This is a genomic window from Allopseudospirillum japonicum (genome assembly GCF_900108915.1).
In the GTDB taxonomy this organism is placed as follows: Bacteria; Pseudomonadota; Gammaproteobacteria; order Pseudomonadales; family Halomonadaceae; genus Pseudospirillum; species Pseudospirillum japonicum.
In genome coordinates this window covers 135,332-152,941 of record NZ_FNYH01000008.1, presented here as the reverse complement: position 1 = coordinate 152,941, position 17,610 = coordinate 135,332, and the positions used below count along the sequence as shown (strand labels likewise).

14 protein-coding genes are annotated in these 17,610 nt (G+C 46.5%); 6 read left to right on the top strand and 8 right to left on the bottom strand.

Translation table 11 applies throughout. The annotated features are described in order from the left end of the window. Positions 1–77: 77 nt before the first annotated feature. Genes BMX05_RS08845 through BMX05_RS08815 form a run of 7 tightly spaced genes read right to left on the bottom strand, consistent with a single transcriptional unit; the run spans position 78 to position 7,126 of the window. Positions 78–1,130, bottom strand: a complete 1,053-nt coding sequence (locus tag BMX05_RS08845) for a BatD family protein (RefSeq protein ID WP_177166856.1) — start codon at positions 1,128–1,130, stop codon at positions 78–80. 47 nt (positions 1,131–1,177) lie between these two features. After that, positions 1,178–2,908: a vWA domain-containing protein gene (locus tag BMX05_RS08840; protein WP_093310389.1), complete on the bottom strand. Its 1,731-nt coding sequence runs from the start codon at positions 2,906–2,908 to the stop codon at positions 1,178–1,180. Positions 2,909–2,918: 10 nt separating this feature from the next. After that, the gene (locus BMX05_RS08835; RefSeq protein WP_093310386.1) at positions 2,919–3,875 is read right to left on the bottom strand and encodes a VWA domain-containing protein; all 957 of its coding nucleotides are present in this window, start codon (positions 3,873–3,875) and stop codon (positions 2,919–2,921) included. Next, on the bottom strand, positions 3,872–4,330 hold the full coding sequence (locus BMX05_RS08830; RefSeq protein WP_093310383.1) for a DUF4381 domain-containing protein: 459 nt from the start codon (positions 4,328–4,330) through the stop codon (positions 3,872–3,874). The genes BMX05_RS08835 and BMX05_RS08830 overlap by 4 nt, the downstream gene beginning before the upstream one ends. Continuing rightward, entirely contained in the window at positions 4,330–5,235 is a 906-nt protein-coding gene (locus BMX05_RS08825; RefSeq protein ID WP_093310380.1) for a DUF58 domain-containing protein, read from the bottom strand. The genes BMX05_RS08830 and BMX05_RS08825 overlap by 1 nt, the downstream gene beginning before the upstream one ends. After that, positions 5,226–6,218 (bottom strand): AAA family ATPase, encoded by a 993-nt coding sequence (locus tag BMX05_RS08820; protein WP_093310377.1) that lies wholly within the window; start codon positions 6,216–6,218, stop codon positions 5,226–5,228. The genes BMX05_RS08825 and BMX05_RS08820 overlap by 10 nt, the downstream gene beginning before the upstream one ends. 8 nt (positions 6,219–6,226) lie before the next feature. After that, complete coding sequence (locus BMX05_RS08815) at positions 6,227–7,126, bottom strand: LysR family transcriptional regulator (RefSeq protein WP_093310375.1); 900 nt, start codon at positions 7,124–7,126, stop codon at positions 6,227–6,229. 145 nt (positions 7,127–7,271) lie between these two features. Here BMX05_RS08815 and BMX05_RS08810 point away from each other — a divergent pair, with 145 nt between their 5' ends. From BMX05_RS08810 to BMX05_RS08785, 6 genes are all read left to right on the top strand, one after another. After that, a complete protein-coding gene (locus tag BMX05_RS08810) occupies positions 7,272–7,883 on the top strand; it encodes an FMN-dependent NADH-azoreductase (RefSeq protein ID WP_093310372.1) in 612 nt (203 codons plus the stop codon). 90 nt (positions 7,884–7,973) lie between these two features. Next, positions 7,974–12,806: an NAD-glutamate dehydrogenase gene (locus tag BMX05_RS08805; RefSeq protein ID WP_093310369.1), complete on the top strand. Its 4,833-nt coding sequence runs from the start codon at positions 7,974–7,976 to the stop codon at positions 12,804–12,806. Between the two features lie 78 nt (positions 12,807–12,884). Then, positions 12,885–13,115, top strand: a complete 231-nt coding sequence (locus BMX05_RS08800; RefSeq protein ID WP_093310366.1) for a DUF2835 family protein — start codon at positions 12,885–12,887, stop codon at positions 13,113–13,115. An 18-nt stretch (positions 13,116–13,133) separates the two neighbouring features. Next, positions 13,134–13,877 carry a 5-oxoprolinase subunit PxpA gene (locus BMX05_RS08795; protein ID WP_218139018.1) on the top strand — a complete coding sequence of 248 codons (744 nt, stop codon included), beginning with the start codon at positions 13,134–13,136 and terminating at the stop codon, positions 13,875–13,877. Between the two features lie 13 nt (positions 13,878–13,890). Next, entirely contained in the window at positions 13,891–14,604 is a 714-nt protein-coding gene (locus BMX05_RS08790; protein WP_093310360.1) for a 5-oxoprolinase subunit B family protein, read from the top strand. Between the two features lie 10 nt (positions 14,605–14,614). Beyond that, positions 14,615–15,592 carry a 5-oxoprolinase subunit C family protein gene (locus tag BMX05_RS08785; protein WP_177166855.1) on the top strand — a complete coding sequence of 326 codons (978 nt, stop codon included), beginning with the start codon at positions 14,615–14,617 and terminating at the stop codon, positions 15,590–15,592. Here the strand turns inward: BMX05_RS08785 and BMX05_RS08780 are convergent. Next, complete coding sequence (locus BMX05_RS08780) at positions 15,589–17,274, bottom strand: methyl-accepting chemotaxis protein (RefSeq protein ID WP_093310350.1); 1,686 nt, start codon at positions 17,272–17,274, stop codon at positions 15,589–15,591. The genes BMX05_RS08785 and BMX05_RS08780 overlap by 4 nt on opposite strands. Positions 17,275–17,610 lie beyond the last annotated feature (336 nt).

Genomic DNA, 17,610 nt, shown 5'->3' with positions numbered 1-17,610 from the left:
TACCTAGACGCACCTAATGGTCTCGTCCTAAGCAGCGGAGGCGAATTATACGCAGATCAAAACAGAATGCAAGGGGTTTAGTGGTTTTTTTGTTGGTCAAGACGTGGGTATAAAGGATGCCATGGACGTTTTGTAAAAATTTTTCCGCGATACCACCATAATAGCACGCTAGGTAAAGGGGCAATCATGTACCAGAAAAGATACAACAAATAAGTTTTGCGCGTTTGCTGCACCCACACTTGACTTGCTTGCTCAGTTGCCAACGAAGGTAGAGGGTTATTAACAGCTTCCGTCGTGGATGAGCCGGTTTCCTGATCCAGTGCAGGCAAAATTTTTACTTGTTGTGCCGCAAGCTCACTCCAGCGCAGAGTGTGAGTTTGTAAATCCCACCAAGGAATACGAATTTGTGGTAACCAGAACACTCCAGAGTGTTCTGGTACCAAAGTCAGCAGTTCCTTGCGGATACTTTGCATGCTCTGTGCAAGCGGATAATTCTCAAAACGCGAAGGCTGACGATAGACACGAAAACCTTCTAAGTCACCATTAATAAAAGGTAGGTTTTCTGCGAGCTGACCGGTTGCATCCAAACTGATCTCCCATTGCCTTGGTTCTCCTACGCGCCATTCTTGCAAAGACTGTGGCCAGAATCCGCGAATAGTTAAGGAGGTCGCTGGCAACCATGGATACCCCTTAGGGAAGCTTTCAGGAATCGCTTTCAGTTTTAGCGGATAAGCCGATGAAACTAAAACAAACTCATCACCACTAAATCCTTGATTTAAGAAGTAACGTCCAGAAAACATACGTTCAGGAATAGCAGTATTGTCCGGCGCATCAATTTGTGGCACGACAGCAAATGCCCACTGTGCAACTCGGTAGCGTTGTCCTTGGCGTTCCAAAAAAAATTCTTGCCCTTCCCCTAAAGATAAAACATCTGCATGAAGCACTTGCAACCTATCCAACTTAGGTTCACTAATGCGCACACTGTAGAGCACGCGAAAGTGATAATACGCTGGTTGCAAAGGATAGATATCTTGCTGATTGATGTCAGTTTCCAACATCAAGACAGGGATTTGATCTTGCGGTCCATAAACCCGATCAGCTGCCCAAATCAGTTGGCACCTAAATCCCACTGACACTAAAATCATCAAAAAAAGTAAATAAGGTTTTTGGTAAGGCCTCACCATGCAACCTCAATTTCTGTGGCTGCTTGCTGATGAGATCCCTGCTTATATTCAGCTTGTAGTTTGCGTCTTAGAAGCGCCCAAGGATCGTCAGTAATTAAATTGAGGCGCCCTAGCCCTTGTTGCATATTTGCATGTCTTGCTTGTGTCTCCTTTTGCGCCTCTTGTTGCCTTCCCCAAACTGGTGGCGTTTGCGTTTGACTCTTACTGGTGCGGCTCTGATGCGTTAGCCTTTGTATCTGCGTTTGTGCAATTTGATAATTGTGACGGCTTCCTATGTGTTGCGGGTATGTCTGCAAAATTTGTGCATATAAGCTTGCCGCCGTCTGGGCTTGCCCTGCTAGCAAAAGTGCATTGGCATGATTAAAACGTGCTGCCAGCCCTTGGGGATGCGTTAACGGCCATATCTTTTCAGCTTGTGCAAAGGCTTGTGCTGCCTGCGCATATCTTTGTTGTCGATACGCTAAAATTCCCAAGTAGAAAGGATGATGATTTGCATATTCTGCCGCTTGATGCATTTGCTTTTGTGCCAGTGCATATAAAAAAGGGGCAGGGTGTTGCGCAACTTCTTGTTGAATTTCTGTGACTCGGTTTGTCTCTGCATGCGTTTGTATGGATGTTTGTGCGTAAATCGCTTGCGGCAAATATGTCAATAACAAGCAGCCCCAAAGCAGGCTTTGATATCGCCACCGATAAGCCAGACTTAAAAGCAAAGGCCATACTGCCCACGCGGTGTAATCTTGGTAATAGCGTGCTTGCATTTTCGTTTCACTCGCTACACTGAGAGAGGTTTGATATATTTGCAATTGCTGTAAATCACTTTGATCATGCGTCAATACACTCCAACGCGCGCCGCATTGCTCAGCAAATGCCTGCACTTGAGCAATATCCAAGGCCAGATCCTTATTTTCAGGTTCAGGATACTGCACAGGCCACTGCGCCAAGGTTCCTCCATTTTCTGTGCCTAACATCAATAGAGCAAAGACATCTAACGGATAGGTAGGACACTGATGCGGTAACCTATCGCTAATCAAAACGACTCTTTTTTGATAACTGGCAGGCAAAGAAGCTAAGAGTTCACCCGCTTTTGCCAACCCAGCATCAGGATTTGAACCCGGTACCGGCATACCTTGCGGGTGAAGCATAGGAATCAGGGCGGCTAAACTTGCCTGATCTGTCGTTAAGGGGGTTAGAATATGGGCACTTTGTGCAAAGACAACCAAAGCACTCAATCCAGAAGTTCGCTGGCGCAAGCTATCTAATAACTTGATTTTGGCGCGCTCTAAACGATTCGGTGCTTGATCTTGCGCAAGCATGGATAAAGATAAATCCATTACCAATACGAGGGCATCGGCTTGTTGCGCTACGGGCATTTCTTGTTCTTTAGCAGGTGCTATCAGTGCAAGCAACACACTGAAAATTCCCACCCATGTGAGTATGCGAGAGAACCACGTCCGTGTTTCTGTGCTATCTTCACTTTTTTGCACCATAGGCGCACGCCTTGCTTCTGGCAACCAATGCCAATCTGGCACCCGAATTTGTTGTTGTCTGTTTAAAATCCACAAAACACCAAGAAGCAGCAGGAAGATGACCGCTCCCCAAGGACGCAAAATAACCCAATCTTGCATTAAAGGCCAAGGCTGCAACAAGTATGTTTGTATCAGCTGATCAACATGCTGCCAGTTTTGCGTTGTACCTAATGTTATCAACTGAAAGTTCTCTGCCATATGTGCGCCTTTACTGCTTTAAGCTGGCTTCGTGTCTGCTTTGCCATCCATGCAACAGAGCACCTAAAAGCCAAGCGGCGATTGCCGCGAGCAAACACCAAACACTTAGGCTCGTTTGTGCTTGCCACCAACGTGCTTGTGAAGCTGGCTCTAGTTGCTGAATCACTTGGTAAACACTTTGCAACTCTGCTAAATTGCTGGCTTGAAACAAGCGCCCACCTTGCGCGGTAATCAAGCTTTGCCATCCTTGCTGCTCTTGTGCAATGCTTTGGTCACCAAAAGCAATAGCATACACACGAATACCTTCACTCGCAGCCAGCTGCAAGGCCTCTTCTGGACTTAAAGTACCCGCATTATTTTGTCCGTCAGTCAGCAAAATCAAGGTACGCTCTTGGCGATAAGGCAATAATTTTTTCACAGCCAGTCCCAGTGCATCACCAATAGCCGTCGCATTCCCAGCCATACGTGCTTGCAGTTGATTTAATTGATGAACTAATAAGGTGTGATCCAAAGTAAGAGGTACATATAAATAGGGTTGGTCGCCAAATACCACTAAACCCACTTGATCACGTCCACGTGCTTGTACAAATTCCCCGACGACAGATTTCACCGCTTGCAACCGAGTGAGTTTTTGCCCGCGAAAATCTGCATCTTGAATTTCCATACTACCGGACAGATCAACAACCAACATTAATTGACGACCTAAATAAGGTAATTCTACAGGCTTGGACAAATACACAGGCCCGGCAGCAGCACTCACGCAAGCGATCCAAACAAAAGCTGCAAGCAAATGCCGCCACCAAGCTTGCCATAATCTAGAGTTCGCATCTTGCCGGCGTTGTAACTGTGCCAAAAAAGGCACTCGCAGTGCCCAAGTCGATACACGAATTTGCGGCAACCACCAAGCCAATAACCAAGGTAAGGGCAATAAAAGGTACACCCAAGGGGTAAGCCAGCTGATACTCATGTTTGTTGTTTAATCCATAAACGCGTTGCACGTAATAAAGCTTTGAGTTCCTGTGGTTCAACATTAGCCTGCGCGTGATACTGATTTCGTAACAAACGACCTGCCAACGTATCAGCAAATAAGGGTATTTTGACGTGTGCATCTAACCAAGCAATCCAAGCGTCACCACTTAAAGCACGCACCTGTAACTCTTGCGGATAACAGGTACAAGCAACTTGCTTTAACAAAGCATTTAACTGCGCCACAGTATCCGCATTTGGGTGTCGCAAATCACCACTTGCCAAGTGCCGCCATTGTGCCAATGCCAAGCGCCGCCAGCGTTTGGCACGCCAATATAAAAGTCCCCAGGTGAACAATAACAAAGTCAGTGCGAGCACACAGGCTCCTATAGGCGGCCACCAATTGGCATACCACTCAATATCATACAGTGCTGCTTGCAAAGCTTGCTGATCCATTAATTGATCCTTGAAGGCCCCAACCAAGCATACAAGGGTTGCCACCAAGGATCTGCATCTGTATCCAAGGCCAGATAGTGGCAATGTGGATGCTGTGTTAATGCCTTCAGTCGTTCACCTTGTTGATGAAAATAGTGTCGCCATTGATGCTGTAAAGACGCTGTCATTTTATAGTAGCTCTTGCCTTGGGTCACTTGCTCGACCTGAGGCGCATGCGCATCTAGGGGATCACGTACATGTACTAGCACAACCCAAGCAGATTGACTTAAAAGTCGTAACCACGTCCAGCTTTCTTCTTGCTGACAGGCATGAAAGTCACTAATAATCACCAGTACATCCCCCTGACGGCTTTGCTGCGCAAAATATTTGAGATGCCTTAACCAAGCTTGTGTATCTACCGCTTCAACTTGAGTTAATTGATGCGCTGCTTGGCTTAAAGCCTCAAGCTGGTGAATAAAATGCACTTGACTGGCTTGATGTAATAGAACTTGTAGCTCTTGTGGTTGATGCAGATAGACATGTAACTTGTCTTGTTGCTGGCGTATCGTCCAAGCAAGCAAGGCAGCTGTCAGCACATTCATGCCGACTTTATTGCCTGCCTGTGCAAATAAATGACTGGGAGACAAATCAACCCACAGGCGCACACTGAGTTCACGCTCAGGTGCTAATACTCTAGTATGCAAATGTCCGGTACGCGCACTCACTTTCCAATCAACTAAACGACTATCATCACCATGTTGATAAGCACGAATATCTTGCAGCTCCATACCTCGTCCCAGCAAACCTCCTGCATGCTGCCCATAAGTTGGCTGCTGATAGGGCAAATGGTGCAAACTTAACCCACGTGCGTAAGCTTGTAAGGCAAGCAGATGTGGTAATTGATAGGCCTCAGCATCTAGGTACAAGGGACAATTTCCAATAGACGTTGAATACAAGCATCCTTATTGATGCCTTCGGCTTGTGCTAAATAGCTTAAAATAAGCCTATGCCTTAACACATCTGGTGCTAAAGCTTGAATATCTGTGACTTCAACATGATCTCGTCCTGCTAACCAAGCATGAGCACGCGCACAACGGTCCAAAGCCAAAGTCGCCCTCGGACTAGCTCCATAAGTCAACCAAGTTTGCATTTGCGGATCATAGTGCTGGGGTTGGCGAGTGGCCATAATCAGATGCAGCATATATTGAGTCAGCTCGGGTGCCATATAGACTTGTAAAACGTGCGCTTGAGCGGCTTGTAACACCTCACGACTGAGCTTGACTGTATCCTGTGTACTGCTTGCAAGGCCTGATGGCGCTGCGTCTGGCATTGTATTTTGCCACTCAGCACGTGCCAGTTCTAAAATGCGCGCTTCTTCTTGCAAGTTAGGATAAGTCAGACTGACATGTAACAAAAAACGATCTAACTGGGCCTCAGGTAGCGGAAAAGTCCCCTCATGCTCCAACGGATTTTGAGTTGCCATTACTAAAAAAGGGTGTGCTAATGGCCAAGTTCTGTGTCCAGAACTCACTTGACGTTCGGCCATGGCTTCCAATAAAGCAGATTGCACTTTTGCAGGCGCGCGGTTGATCTCATCAGCTAGAATAAAATGATGAAAAATAGGACCTTCTTGGAAGCTAAAATCGCCTGTTTGTGGATGATAAATATCTGTCCCTGTAATGTCTGCTGGTAACAAGTCTGGAGTAAACTGGATTCGCTGAAAACTCCCTTCTAGACACGCGGCCAAGCTTTTAATGGCGCGCGTTTTCGCCAATCCCGGCGCGCCTTCTACTAATAAGTGACCATCAGCCAATAAAGCGATCAGCAAGCGATTAATTAATCGATGTTGGCCAATAATGCGTGTTTCTAGCTGCTGCTGTAATTGTGTAAAGGCTGAATTTAAAGACATAGACTTCTCTAGTTGGCGTCATCACTAAGCGGCTGAGATTGACAATGTACCCGCATTAAATGCGCAAGGCGACGTACATTATGAGGCGCAAACTCGCCAGCACTTACGACTAAAGACAAGTGCACAAAACGGCGTGCGCCCTGTGCCAGCGGCAAGGGTTGCAAGCGACCTTGAGCCAGTTCATTTTTAATACGAGCTAAAGGGTACCAAGCAAAACCAAGCCCCTCACAGGCGGCCGCAATAGAGGTTTGAATATGGCTAAACGTCCAGCGTTGTTCTGCATCTAGCCAACCGGCATCTCGATTTTGTCGCCCTGAATCTTTAATCACCAACTGCCTATATTGGCGCAAATCTTCTAAAGTCAAGCGGCTCCCTAACTGATGCAAAGGATGTTGAGGATGGGCAACCGCTAGCATCTCTACAGTTAATAAGGGCTCGCCCAAAAAACCAACGGGAACTTGTGGGCAAATGACCAAATCCGCCTGACGCTGTAGTAATAATTCCTCTGAACCACTCAAAGAAGCTTCTAACCAAGTGACTTTCGTCATCGGGTAGTCTTGTGCAAAGGCATTTAAACTACACCAAAGCGGCTTTATGGGGCAAAGCATATCTAAAGCAATACGAATTTCCCCACCATCACCACGCGCATAATACTGCCCCATGGCTTCGAGTTGATGTGCTGAAGCTAATAAACGGCGTGCATGTCGATATAAGCTTCGGCCTTGATCTGTCAGCTCTGCTTTACGCCCAACTAAACGAAAGACAGGCACGCCTAGCTGGTGTTCAATGCGTTGGATTCCGTAGCTAATCGAAGATTGGCTTTTATGCAAGTGTTCTGCTGCCGCTGCATAACCACCTGCATCAACAACAGCGACTAAAGTTTGCCATTGTTCTAGAGAGATTTTCATCAGTGAGCACAAGCCATAGAAATAAAACGCTCAACATATCGAATTTTTCGATGAAACTCTAATAAAAATTGCGTTTTTATATTGGCTTAATTAATAGCACACTGGCTAACAGTTTTTTATTCAACACACTTAAGGCAGGTTTCTTATGCAAATTTTACATATCCAATCCAGTATTCTTGCAGAAAACAGTCAATCACGTGCACTAGCACACAAGCTGATCCAGCACCTCAGCGAGCAAGCACAAACACCTGTGACCCTACACAGCAAGGATTTAGCACAAGACCCCATCGCACACCTAGAAGCCCGTCATGTACAAGCCTTCCATACACCTGCAGAAGAACGAACACCAGAACAGGCACAGCTAGTTGCCATTTCTGATGCCTTCATTGAGGAGGTGCGACAGGCAGATTTATTAGTGATTGATTTACCTATGTATAACTTCAATATTCCCTCACAACTAAAGGCTTATTTTGATCAACTCGCACGTGCGGGGATAACATTTGCTTATACGCCAGAAGGCCCTAAGGGATTGCTAGAAGATAAACCTGTGTACTTAGTCGCCACACGCGGCGGTTTGTATAAAGATATTGGGTTGGATTACCAAGTACCTTATGTGCATGCTTTCTTACGCTTACTTGGCCTCACCCAAGTTCACACCTTGTATGCTGAAGGTCTTAATATGCCGGAGCATCGTGAAATTTCTTTACAACAAGCCCAAACCCAAATCCAGCAGATTACATTAAAATCAGATATTTAGCCTATTTTCAGCGCACAGTTGATTAGACGGGGTGCATTAATAAAAAACGTCTATACTGGCATAAGTGTCCACTCGTAGGAGAAACCACTTATGCCTATTTCACAAGCTGATGCTCTAGAAACCTTAACCCAGCAACTAAAGCAACGTTTACCAGAACAAGAAGCAGCACGCTTGATGCGTTTTGCCGATGTGTATTATCAAGGTGCCAGTGATGACCTTTGGCAGCGCAAGCCAGATGAAATTTATGGCGCTACCTTATCCAGCTGGCATCTATTACAAGCCTACCAAGCACCTCATGCTAAGGTGCGCATTTATAATCCAGATATTGAAGAACAAGGCTGGCATTCCAATCATACTGTGATTGAGATTGCTCACCCAGACATGCCTTTTTTAGTCGATTCTGTACGTATGGCGCTTAATCGTGCCGCTTTTACTGTTCATCATATTCATAGTGCCGTTCTTGCATTGCAAAAGCAAAACAATGAATTACAGATTACCTCTTGCCAGCATCTCAACGAAAATACCCTAGATAATCAATGTATTTCCCTACTTTATATAGAAATTGATCGCCACACTCAAAAAACTACGCTTAAAAAAATCCGCGACGATTTGCTACAAGTTTTCCAAGAAATTCAGGCAGCCGTTCAAGACTTTACTGGGATGCAAACCCAAGTACAAAGCCTCGCACAAAACCTTCGCAGCAATCCACCGCCACAAATTGATGCACCAGCTGTGCAAGAAGCCGCCACCTTCTTAGATTGGCTCTGCGATGGGCATTTCACTTTCCTCGGTTTAGAAGCCTATATCTTTGCCGAAGATGAATGCGGCCACCAACGTTTGCGACCACAAATTGGTTCTAAACTGGGGGTGCTTAAGCTAGACGACCCAAGATATTCCGAGCAATCGCGCCAAGAACTAGCGCTCGATGAGCGTCAGTTTGTTCTCATTCCCGAACTTTTATCCTTTGCAAAAGCGCCACATCATTCACGTGTACACCGACCAGCCTATCCTGATTACATCCGTTTAAAAACTTTTAATACGCAAGGCCAACTGACCGGAGAATGGCGATTATTAGGTTTATATACCGCAAGTGTTTACACACAAAGCCCACGCAATATTCCTATTTTACGTCAAAAAGTAGACGCGGTTTTACGGGCAGCACAACTGGCGCCTCAAGGGCATAAAGGCAAACATTTACTACAGATTTTAGAAGTTTATCCGCGAGATGATCTGTTCCAAACCAGTATGCAGGAGCTAACCCAAACGGCTCTGGGCATTTTAAATATCCGCGAACGCCGACAAATTCGTGTGTTTATCCGTAGAGATCACTTTGGTCATCTGTATTCTGTGCTTGTATTTATGCCGCGTGATTTGTACAGCACAGAGCTACGCTTAAAAACGCAAGCCATTTTATGTGATGCCTTACAAGCAGAGTTTGTTGAATTTAACACTTATTTTTCTGAATCCATTCTCGCGCGGACCCAATATATCCTGCGTATGTTGCCTGATCAAACCGCTTTAGAGTGGGACGCACAACAAATAGAAAACCGTATTCAGCAAGCAGCTCAATCTTGGCAAGATGATTTATATGATGCGCTACTGGAGCATTTTGGTGAGGAGGAGGCCAATCAACATGTGCGCAAATATGGGCAGGCTTTCCCTGCCTCTTATCGGGAAGATTTTAACGCGCGCACTGGGGTTCGCGATATTTTGCACTGTGAATCTTTAGCACAACAAGCTTTAGCAATGAGCTTTTATCGCCAAGTCGAAACCGGTACCCAAGCTTTCTACTTTAAACTGTTCCACCGCCATCGCGCGTTACCCCTGTCTGATATTTTACCCGTACTGGAGAATCTGGGTCTACGTGTCCTTGGTGAGCATCCTTATCAGCTAGAATGCCGTACCGGCGATGTGTACTGGATTCATGATTTTGAGCTGGCTTATCCGCAAGGAGAGATTGATTTACATAGCATACGCGATACCTTTCAAGAAGCTTTCGCGCGGGTTTGGCAGGGTGAAGCCGAAAACGACACCTTTAACCGTCTTGTCTTAGGTGCCCATCTAGATTGGCGCTCGGTCGCTATGCTGCGTGCGTATGCACGTTATATGAAACAAATCCGTTTTGGATTTTCCCAAGACTATATCGCCAGCACCCTTGGCAATCATCCAAAACTCTGTCGTTGGTTAGTCGCCTTGTTTATGCAAAGATTCGACCCGAACGGTAATCAATCGGAGGCAGAAACAAAACACACGTTAGAACGCATTCAAAAAGCATTGGATAAGGTCGCTAGCCTCAACGAAGACAGAATTTTGCGCCGTTATTTGGAACTGATCCAAGCCACCTTGCGTACCAATTTTTTTCAACGCACAGCGCAAGGCGAACCCAAAACCTATATTTCTTTTAAGCTCGATCCACGCCAATTAGCAGATTTACCGCTGCCTCGGCCTAGATATGAGATCTTTGTGTACTCCGCCAGCATGGAAGGCGTGCATTTGCGTGGTGGTGCAGTCGCTCGTGGGGGTTTACGCTGGTCAGACCGCTTAGAAGATTACCGTACCGAAATTCTCGGACTTGTCAAAGCTCAACAAGTCAAAAATGCCATTATCGTCCCTGCCGGTGCGAAAGGGGGGTTTGTCTGCAAGCAGATTCCAGAAAACGCCGACCGAGAAACCCAACAAGCTTTAGGGATTCAGGCTTACACCTGTTTTATTCAAGGTTTATTAGATATTACTGATAACTTGGTTCAGCAACAGATTCAACCACCGCCCGATTTAGTTCGCCATGATGAGGATGACCCTTACTTAGTAGTTGCCGCTGATAAGGGCACGGCGACTTTTTCTGATATTGCTAACCGCATTGCTTCCGGTTATGACTTTTGGCTAGGCGATGCCTTTGCTTCCGGAGGCGCGCACGGTTACGACCATAAAAAAATGGGGATTACCGCGCGTGGGGCTTGGGTTTCCGTACAAGCGCATTTCCGTACTTTGGGCCTCAATACACAGACCCAAAGTTTTACCGTCGTGGGTATTGGTGATATGAGCGGCGATGTTTTCGGTAATGGAATGCTGTTATCCGAGCATATTCGTTTAATTGGCGCTTTTAATCACAAACATATTTTTATTGATCCAGATCCAGATCCGAGTACAAGCTTTAGCCAACGCCAAGCCTTATTTCAAAAGCCGCAATCCTCTTGGGATGATTATGATAAGAACCTGATTTCTACTGGTGGTGGTATTTTCTCCCGAGAGGCCAAATCCATTCCTATCAGCACACCAATGAAAGCCTGCTTAGGTATTGAAGCAGACAAGCTCACACCTAATGAACTGATCAGCGCCTTACTTAGTGCACCAGTTGATTTACTGTGGAATGGTGGTATTGGTACTTACGTCAAAGCAGACCAAGAAACCCATGCCCAAGTGGGCGATAAAACCAATGATGCCCTGCGCATTAGTGCCTCTGCCCTGCGCTGTAAAGTGATTGGCGAAGGTGGTAATTTGGGTCTCACTCAGGCGGCACGAATCCAAGCGGCACAGCAAGGCGTGTTAGTGAATACAGACTTTATTGATAACGCTGGCGGCGTGAATTGTTCTGATCATGAGGTGAATATCAAAATCTTGCTGGATGATGTGGTCCGTCAAGGTGATCTCACCCTTAAACAGCGCAACGAACTACTGGAAAGCATGACAGATGAAGTGGCTATGCTGGTCTTGCTAGATAATTACCGTCAAACCCAAGCGATTGGCCTTGCCCAACATACCAGCGCGGAAGATTTAAGTGCCTTACGCAACTTTATGCGCGATCTGGTACAGCGTGGGGTGCTCAATCCCGAGCTTGAGGGTCTGCCAACAGATAAAGCCCTTGCCGAACGTCAAGCACAAGGCCAAGGGCTAAGTCTACCCGAAGTCTGCGTGCTGATTTCCTATGCCAAAATTGACTTAAAAGAGGCCATTAAAGCTACAGAGTTAGCCGATGAGCCCTGGATTCAACGCGAGATTTACCAAGTGTTCCCGCTCGTGTTAGTCGAACGTTATGGCGATGCCCTACAGCAACACCCGTTGCATAAAGAGATTTTAGCTATGCGCCTTGCCAATGATCTCATTGATCATATGGGCATTAGCTTTGTGCATCGTTTACGCCATGCAGGTGATATGAGTGTTGAAGCGATTGTACGCGGCTATTTGGTTGCACGAGATATCTTTGATTTGCCTAGATTATGGCAAGCAATAGAATCTCTTGATAATCAAGTCAGCGCTCAAGTGCAAGCCAGCATGATGCGCGAACTCATGCGTACCTTACGTTATGCTACCCGCTGGTTGAGTCAACATGCCCTCGCCCATACCAGCATGGAGGAAGTCACCGGACATTTTACCTCCAAAATTGAACAACTCAGCGAGCAAATTGGCGATTTAGTGCAAGGCTATGCACAAGCACAATGGCAAGAACGCACGCAAAAACTCTTGGCAGAAAAAGTACCTGAAGCCATCGCTAGCCTTGTTGCCGCCAGCTCCATTCGCTATGCCTTTTTAGAAATCATTCGCACCGAGCAACAAACGGGGGCCAAACTGCAACAAGTCGCTATGACCTATTTTGCACTGGGTGAATTCTTAGGCTTATCCAATCTACGCCAACAGGTCGCGCGTTTACCTGTGCATACGCCTTGGGAAGCTTTACTACGCGAAACTTTGCGTGATGATTTAGACACGCAACAAGGGTTACTCAGTGCGCAAGTTTTGCAAATGGAAGATACTGGACGTTCTTTAGAAGAAAGATTACAACTTTGGAGCCAAGGGCATGGTCAACACTGGCAATCTTGGCAGGCATTAATGCAGGAGGCTTGCCAGCAAGAGCAAGCAGATTATCCTTTGCTCACGTTAGTCATTCGTCGTCTTGCCAGCTTTGCTCAGCAAAAACCTGAAACTTAATCCGTACTAAGATTTTTAGTTGCACTCAAGGCCAAGTCTTGGAAAACTTGGCCTTTCTATTTTTCGATTTCAATTCATATGACAGCAGCTTATCAATCGATTGACGTTTGGCTTGCCATAGAAGCAGAGGCTTTTTTAGCCTATTACCAAGGGCAAGTGAAATATGTGGTGGCTACCAGCCGTGACGGGCGCAAAGTACGTTTCCCGGCCAAGGTGCTCCAAAAAGTCTTAAGACGTGAAGGTATTCGTGGTTGGTTTCGCCTATTTTATGACCAAGAGGGTAAATTCCACTCAATCCAAGCCTGTTAACCAAGAAGGATATGTGCGTTGAAACTCAATGCTGATTTAGGGGAAAGTTTTGGTGCTTGGCAACAGTCGCAAGATGTTGCTTTGTTTCCGTATATCGACCAAGCAAATCTTGCGTGTGGCTTCCATGCTGCCGATCCTATCACCATGCAAGCCAGCGTGACCCAAGCTGTGGCACACCAAGTACAAATTGGCGCTCACCCAGGTTATCCTGATTTAGTCGGCTTTGGTCGCCGCTCTCTAGCATGTTCACCTGATGAAATTTATGCGCTGATCTTATATCAACTAGGTGCATTAGAGGCTTTCTGCCGTGCTGCAGGCACTTGCGTTGCCTACGTCAAACCGCACGGTGCCCTTTATACGGATATGATGCACCAACCCACAGTATTTACCGCGATTTGCCAAGCTTTGGCAGATTATGCACAAAAAAGTCAACACCCGCCTTTGCCCCTCATGGTACTGAGCCAGCCAGACAACACCCAAGCGCGTACCTTAGCCGCGCCCTACCAGATCCCTTTGCTATGGGAAGTGTTTGCAGATCGCCAATATCAGGCCGACGGTTCCCTCACACCAAGAACACAAGCCCATGCCTGTCATACCCAGGTGGAACAAGTATTAACACAAGTACAAGCCTTGGTGCAAAAACGCCGCTTTGCTGGCATGGCTTCTGCTCTCGAAGCAGATTCCTTATGTATCCACGGAGATCATCCACACGCTGTCCTATTTGCCCAAGCGATTCGTCAATACTTGCAACAAGCGCTTTAGCAAGGTGTTTTCTATGCAAAGATTGCACTGGCAGATCAAAAGAGCGGGCTTAGACGCATGGATTTTATCTCTAGATCCACACTTGCCTCATTTATCACTACGGATTTTGTGTTTACAAAGCGCATTACAATCCCAGCCTTGGTTAGAAATCATCCCTGGCCCGCAATCTTTGTGGGTACGCCATCCTTTCACCAAGTCGGCCGAATATTGGTATACCTATCTTGCCGAACATGCCCAGCGCTATGCGAGCACCCAATGCCCGCTTGCGACTTTAGAAGCTGCTCGCCCGCCAGCACAGCAGCATTTGATCCCTGTTTGTTACCATGCTGAGTATGGGTTAGATTTAGCCGCACTAGCACAAGTCAGCCAACTCAGCTGCCAAGATATTATTGATTTACACAGCCAAACCAGCTATCAAGTCTTAGCGCAAGGTTTCGCCCCTGGATTTGCTTACTTAGGCCCTTTGCCACCTGAGTTAATCCATCCAAGACGCGCGACCCCAAGGACGCAAGTCGCTGCGGGTAGTGTCGCAATTGCTGCCGAATATACCGGCATTTATCCACTAACTTCACCTGCTGGCTGGCATCTTCTTGGTATCACGCCTTGGATCCTATTTGATCCGCAAACCGCTTATTTACACCCTTGGCAACTAGGAGATGAAGTGCGCTTTTACCCAATTTCCGCACGCGAATATTGCCAACATCAGCGCCATCCCTCACGGCTTTAAGGAAGATAACATGTTATTTCTCCCTGATGCCCCAGCCCAACCCTTAGCACGTGTCATCACCCCTGGTCCCGCGACCAGTGTGCAAGATTTAGGGCGTCAAGGCTTAGCACATTTAGGTTTAGCCCAAGGCGGTGCGTTGGATATGAATGCACATGCATGGGCCAACCATTTACTCGGCAACCCTGTGCAAGCGGCAAGTTTGGAAATCACTTGTGGTGGGCTCAGATTAGAAATATTGCAAACCGCCTATCTTGCCTGTGTTGGTGCGCCGCTACAGATGATACGCAATCAAAAAATCATTCCTATGCAGATGAACTTTCAAGTGCAAGCCGGTGATCAATTAAGCTTTACGTACCAAGGACAGGGGATGCGTTCCTATTTAGCCGTGGCTGGTGGCTGGCAAGTACCTGTGTGCTTTGGTAGTCGTAGCACCGTCTTACGGGAGGCCTGCGGCGGTTTCCAAGGTCGCTTTTTACAAGCCCAAGACCTCTTAAAAGGCTTGCCACAAATTACCTCTTCCTCTTATTCAAGCCGAGGGGTTGGACGTACTTACCAAGGCTGGCCTTTGCCCAAGCCGTTAGTTTTACGGATCTTACCAAGCTATCAAGTGCAAGACTTTAGTCCATACGCACAACACCTATTGAGCCAACATACGTATCAGGTCAGTCCGCAATCCAATCGCATGGGGTATCGCCTCACTGGTGAGGTCATCCCAACACCAGCAACGAATTATGCTTCTGAAGGGATTACACTTGGCGCCATCCAAATACCCAGTGATGGGCAACCTATTATTCTGCTGCGCGAGCGCCAAAATGTCGGCGGCTATGCCAAAATAGGCACAGTTTTGCCGCGTGATTTAGACAAGCTGGCCCAATGTCCGGCATATTATCCGATACGCTTTACTTGGATCACGGAGAAAGAGATGCCGAGTATTTACGCTCAGCATCAAGCTTGGTTAGATTTTTTCGGTCTGACAGATGGGACCTAGGCGGTGAAGCGGTCGACCTGCTGTTGTAAACCATGCGCTAGGCGTGCCAATTCTTCACTTGCGGTGGCCGTTTGCGATGCACCTTCGCTGATTTCACGAATGCTATCGTTAAGATAACTGACACTCGTGTTGATCTCATTGGCAGCGGAAGTTTGCTCTTCCGTAGCGGCAGAAATTTGTGTATTCACAGACACAATCGCATCCACAGCTTGATTAATTGATTCAAGTGCCTGTCCGGATAAACGCGCATACTCAGCACTAGATTGCGCTAACTCTCGGCTTTTCGCCATAGCATGGACTGCTTTTTGTGCGCCCGTTTGCAGACCTTCAATCATATCCTTAATCGAACCTGTCGCTTTATGCGTACTGGCTGCCAGTTGGCGTACCTCATCTGCAACCACCGCAAAACCGCGTCCAGATTCGCCCGCACGTGCCGCTTCAATGGCTGCATTCAGTGCCAACAAGTTGGTTTGTTCAGCAATCCCTTGAATGGTCTCTAACACTACAGCAATCTGATCTGTTTCTGTATGCAAGTGGTCAATGACTTGGGTCGCTTGTTCAACCGCGCTAAAGAGATCCTGCATCGAACGAATATTATCTTGAACCTTGTGTTCGCCTTCATTCGCATCACGCTCAGCAGCTTGTGCTGTATCCGCAGCCTGTACGGCATAGCGGGCGACTTCTTCAATTGCTACTGTGGTTTGACTAACAGCGGTGGCCACCTGGGTCGTTTGCGTTTCTTGCTCTTGTGCGGTATGACTGACCTGACGGCTAATGGCTGCCATTTGCTCTGCGGAAGCGGCCACCTGTTGGGTTGCCTCATGCAAGCGGCGAATGACTTTCTGAAAATGCTCCATCATGCTATTGAAAGCAAAGCTGGTAGCGGCAATTTCATCTTGTCCCTGCACTTGCACCCGCAAAGTTAAATTTGCCGTTTCTTCAATAGTTTCAATGCCCATTTGCAGGGTTTTCAAGGGATATAAAATGGAACGATAAGTCAAACTTCCAATCAGAATCAGCATTCCAGCCAAAACAGCCGCTAAGATATAATAATGTTGTAATGCGGAATTTAAATTGATGTCTGCCTGTCCACGTGCGATAGCCGCTTCTTTTAATTGAACTTGAATCAACTTTTCCAACTCAGCAGTCATAGGGTCCATCGCTTGATATAAACGCTGGTTAAACTCTTGATTTGGCATGGTTTTCAGTACTTGTAAATCTTGCATTAAAGCACCGACTTGCTCACGCGCACGCGCGCGGTAACCCGACACCTTGAGCTTTTCTGGAAGCTGATTGCCTTGCTCACGCGCACGCGCGCGGTAACCTTCAAAGACTTGGATAATTTGCTTTTCTTCTGCTGTAAGATAGGTCCCTACATATTGTGCCCACGCCTGACGAGACACACGCACTGCGGTCTCAAAGTTGGCTGTTAATTCTTGCGCGTTCACCAAGCCCCCACGGAATTTCTGCAAATTATCGACGATATTAATCGCATATTGATCTGAGACCTGTTTTAACTGCCCCAGTGGCAAGACTCTATCTTCGTAGACTGTGGTGATATTACTATGAATCAGGCGCATATCATGGCCAGCAAAAATCACCATGAGAATTAATCCAAGTAAAGGTACGCCTCCTAAAATCCACAGACGTACACGTACTGAAACCTGATTCAATAAAGTCATATAGAAAATCTCGTCTCTTTTATCTAACGAACAGGAAAGGCCATAGATGGCACCGATTTGGTGCGGCTTGCAAACACTGCACTTTTTAGGTGATTTAACAGTTGGTCTGGATTAAAACAGGTTTAACAAAGAAAGTGAATGTTCTTTTAATTTTATTGTAAGTAATTAACTGTAATTATAAACGTATAGACTGACAATAGGCGACGCACTGACCAACAAAAAATGAGCTTTCAGTTGGTTTCAATCATGCGTTTATGAGTATTAACTGGCTTTTTAAGCTTTATTTTGGTGCAAAAAACTGATCACTACTTTCCAGGAAGTAAAATTCACTTATCT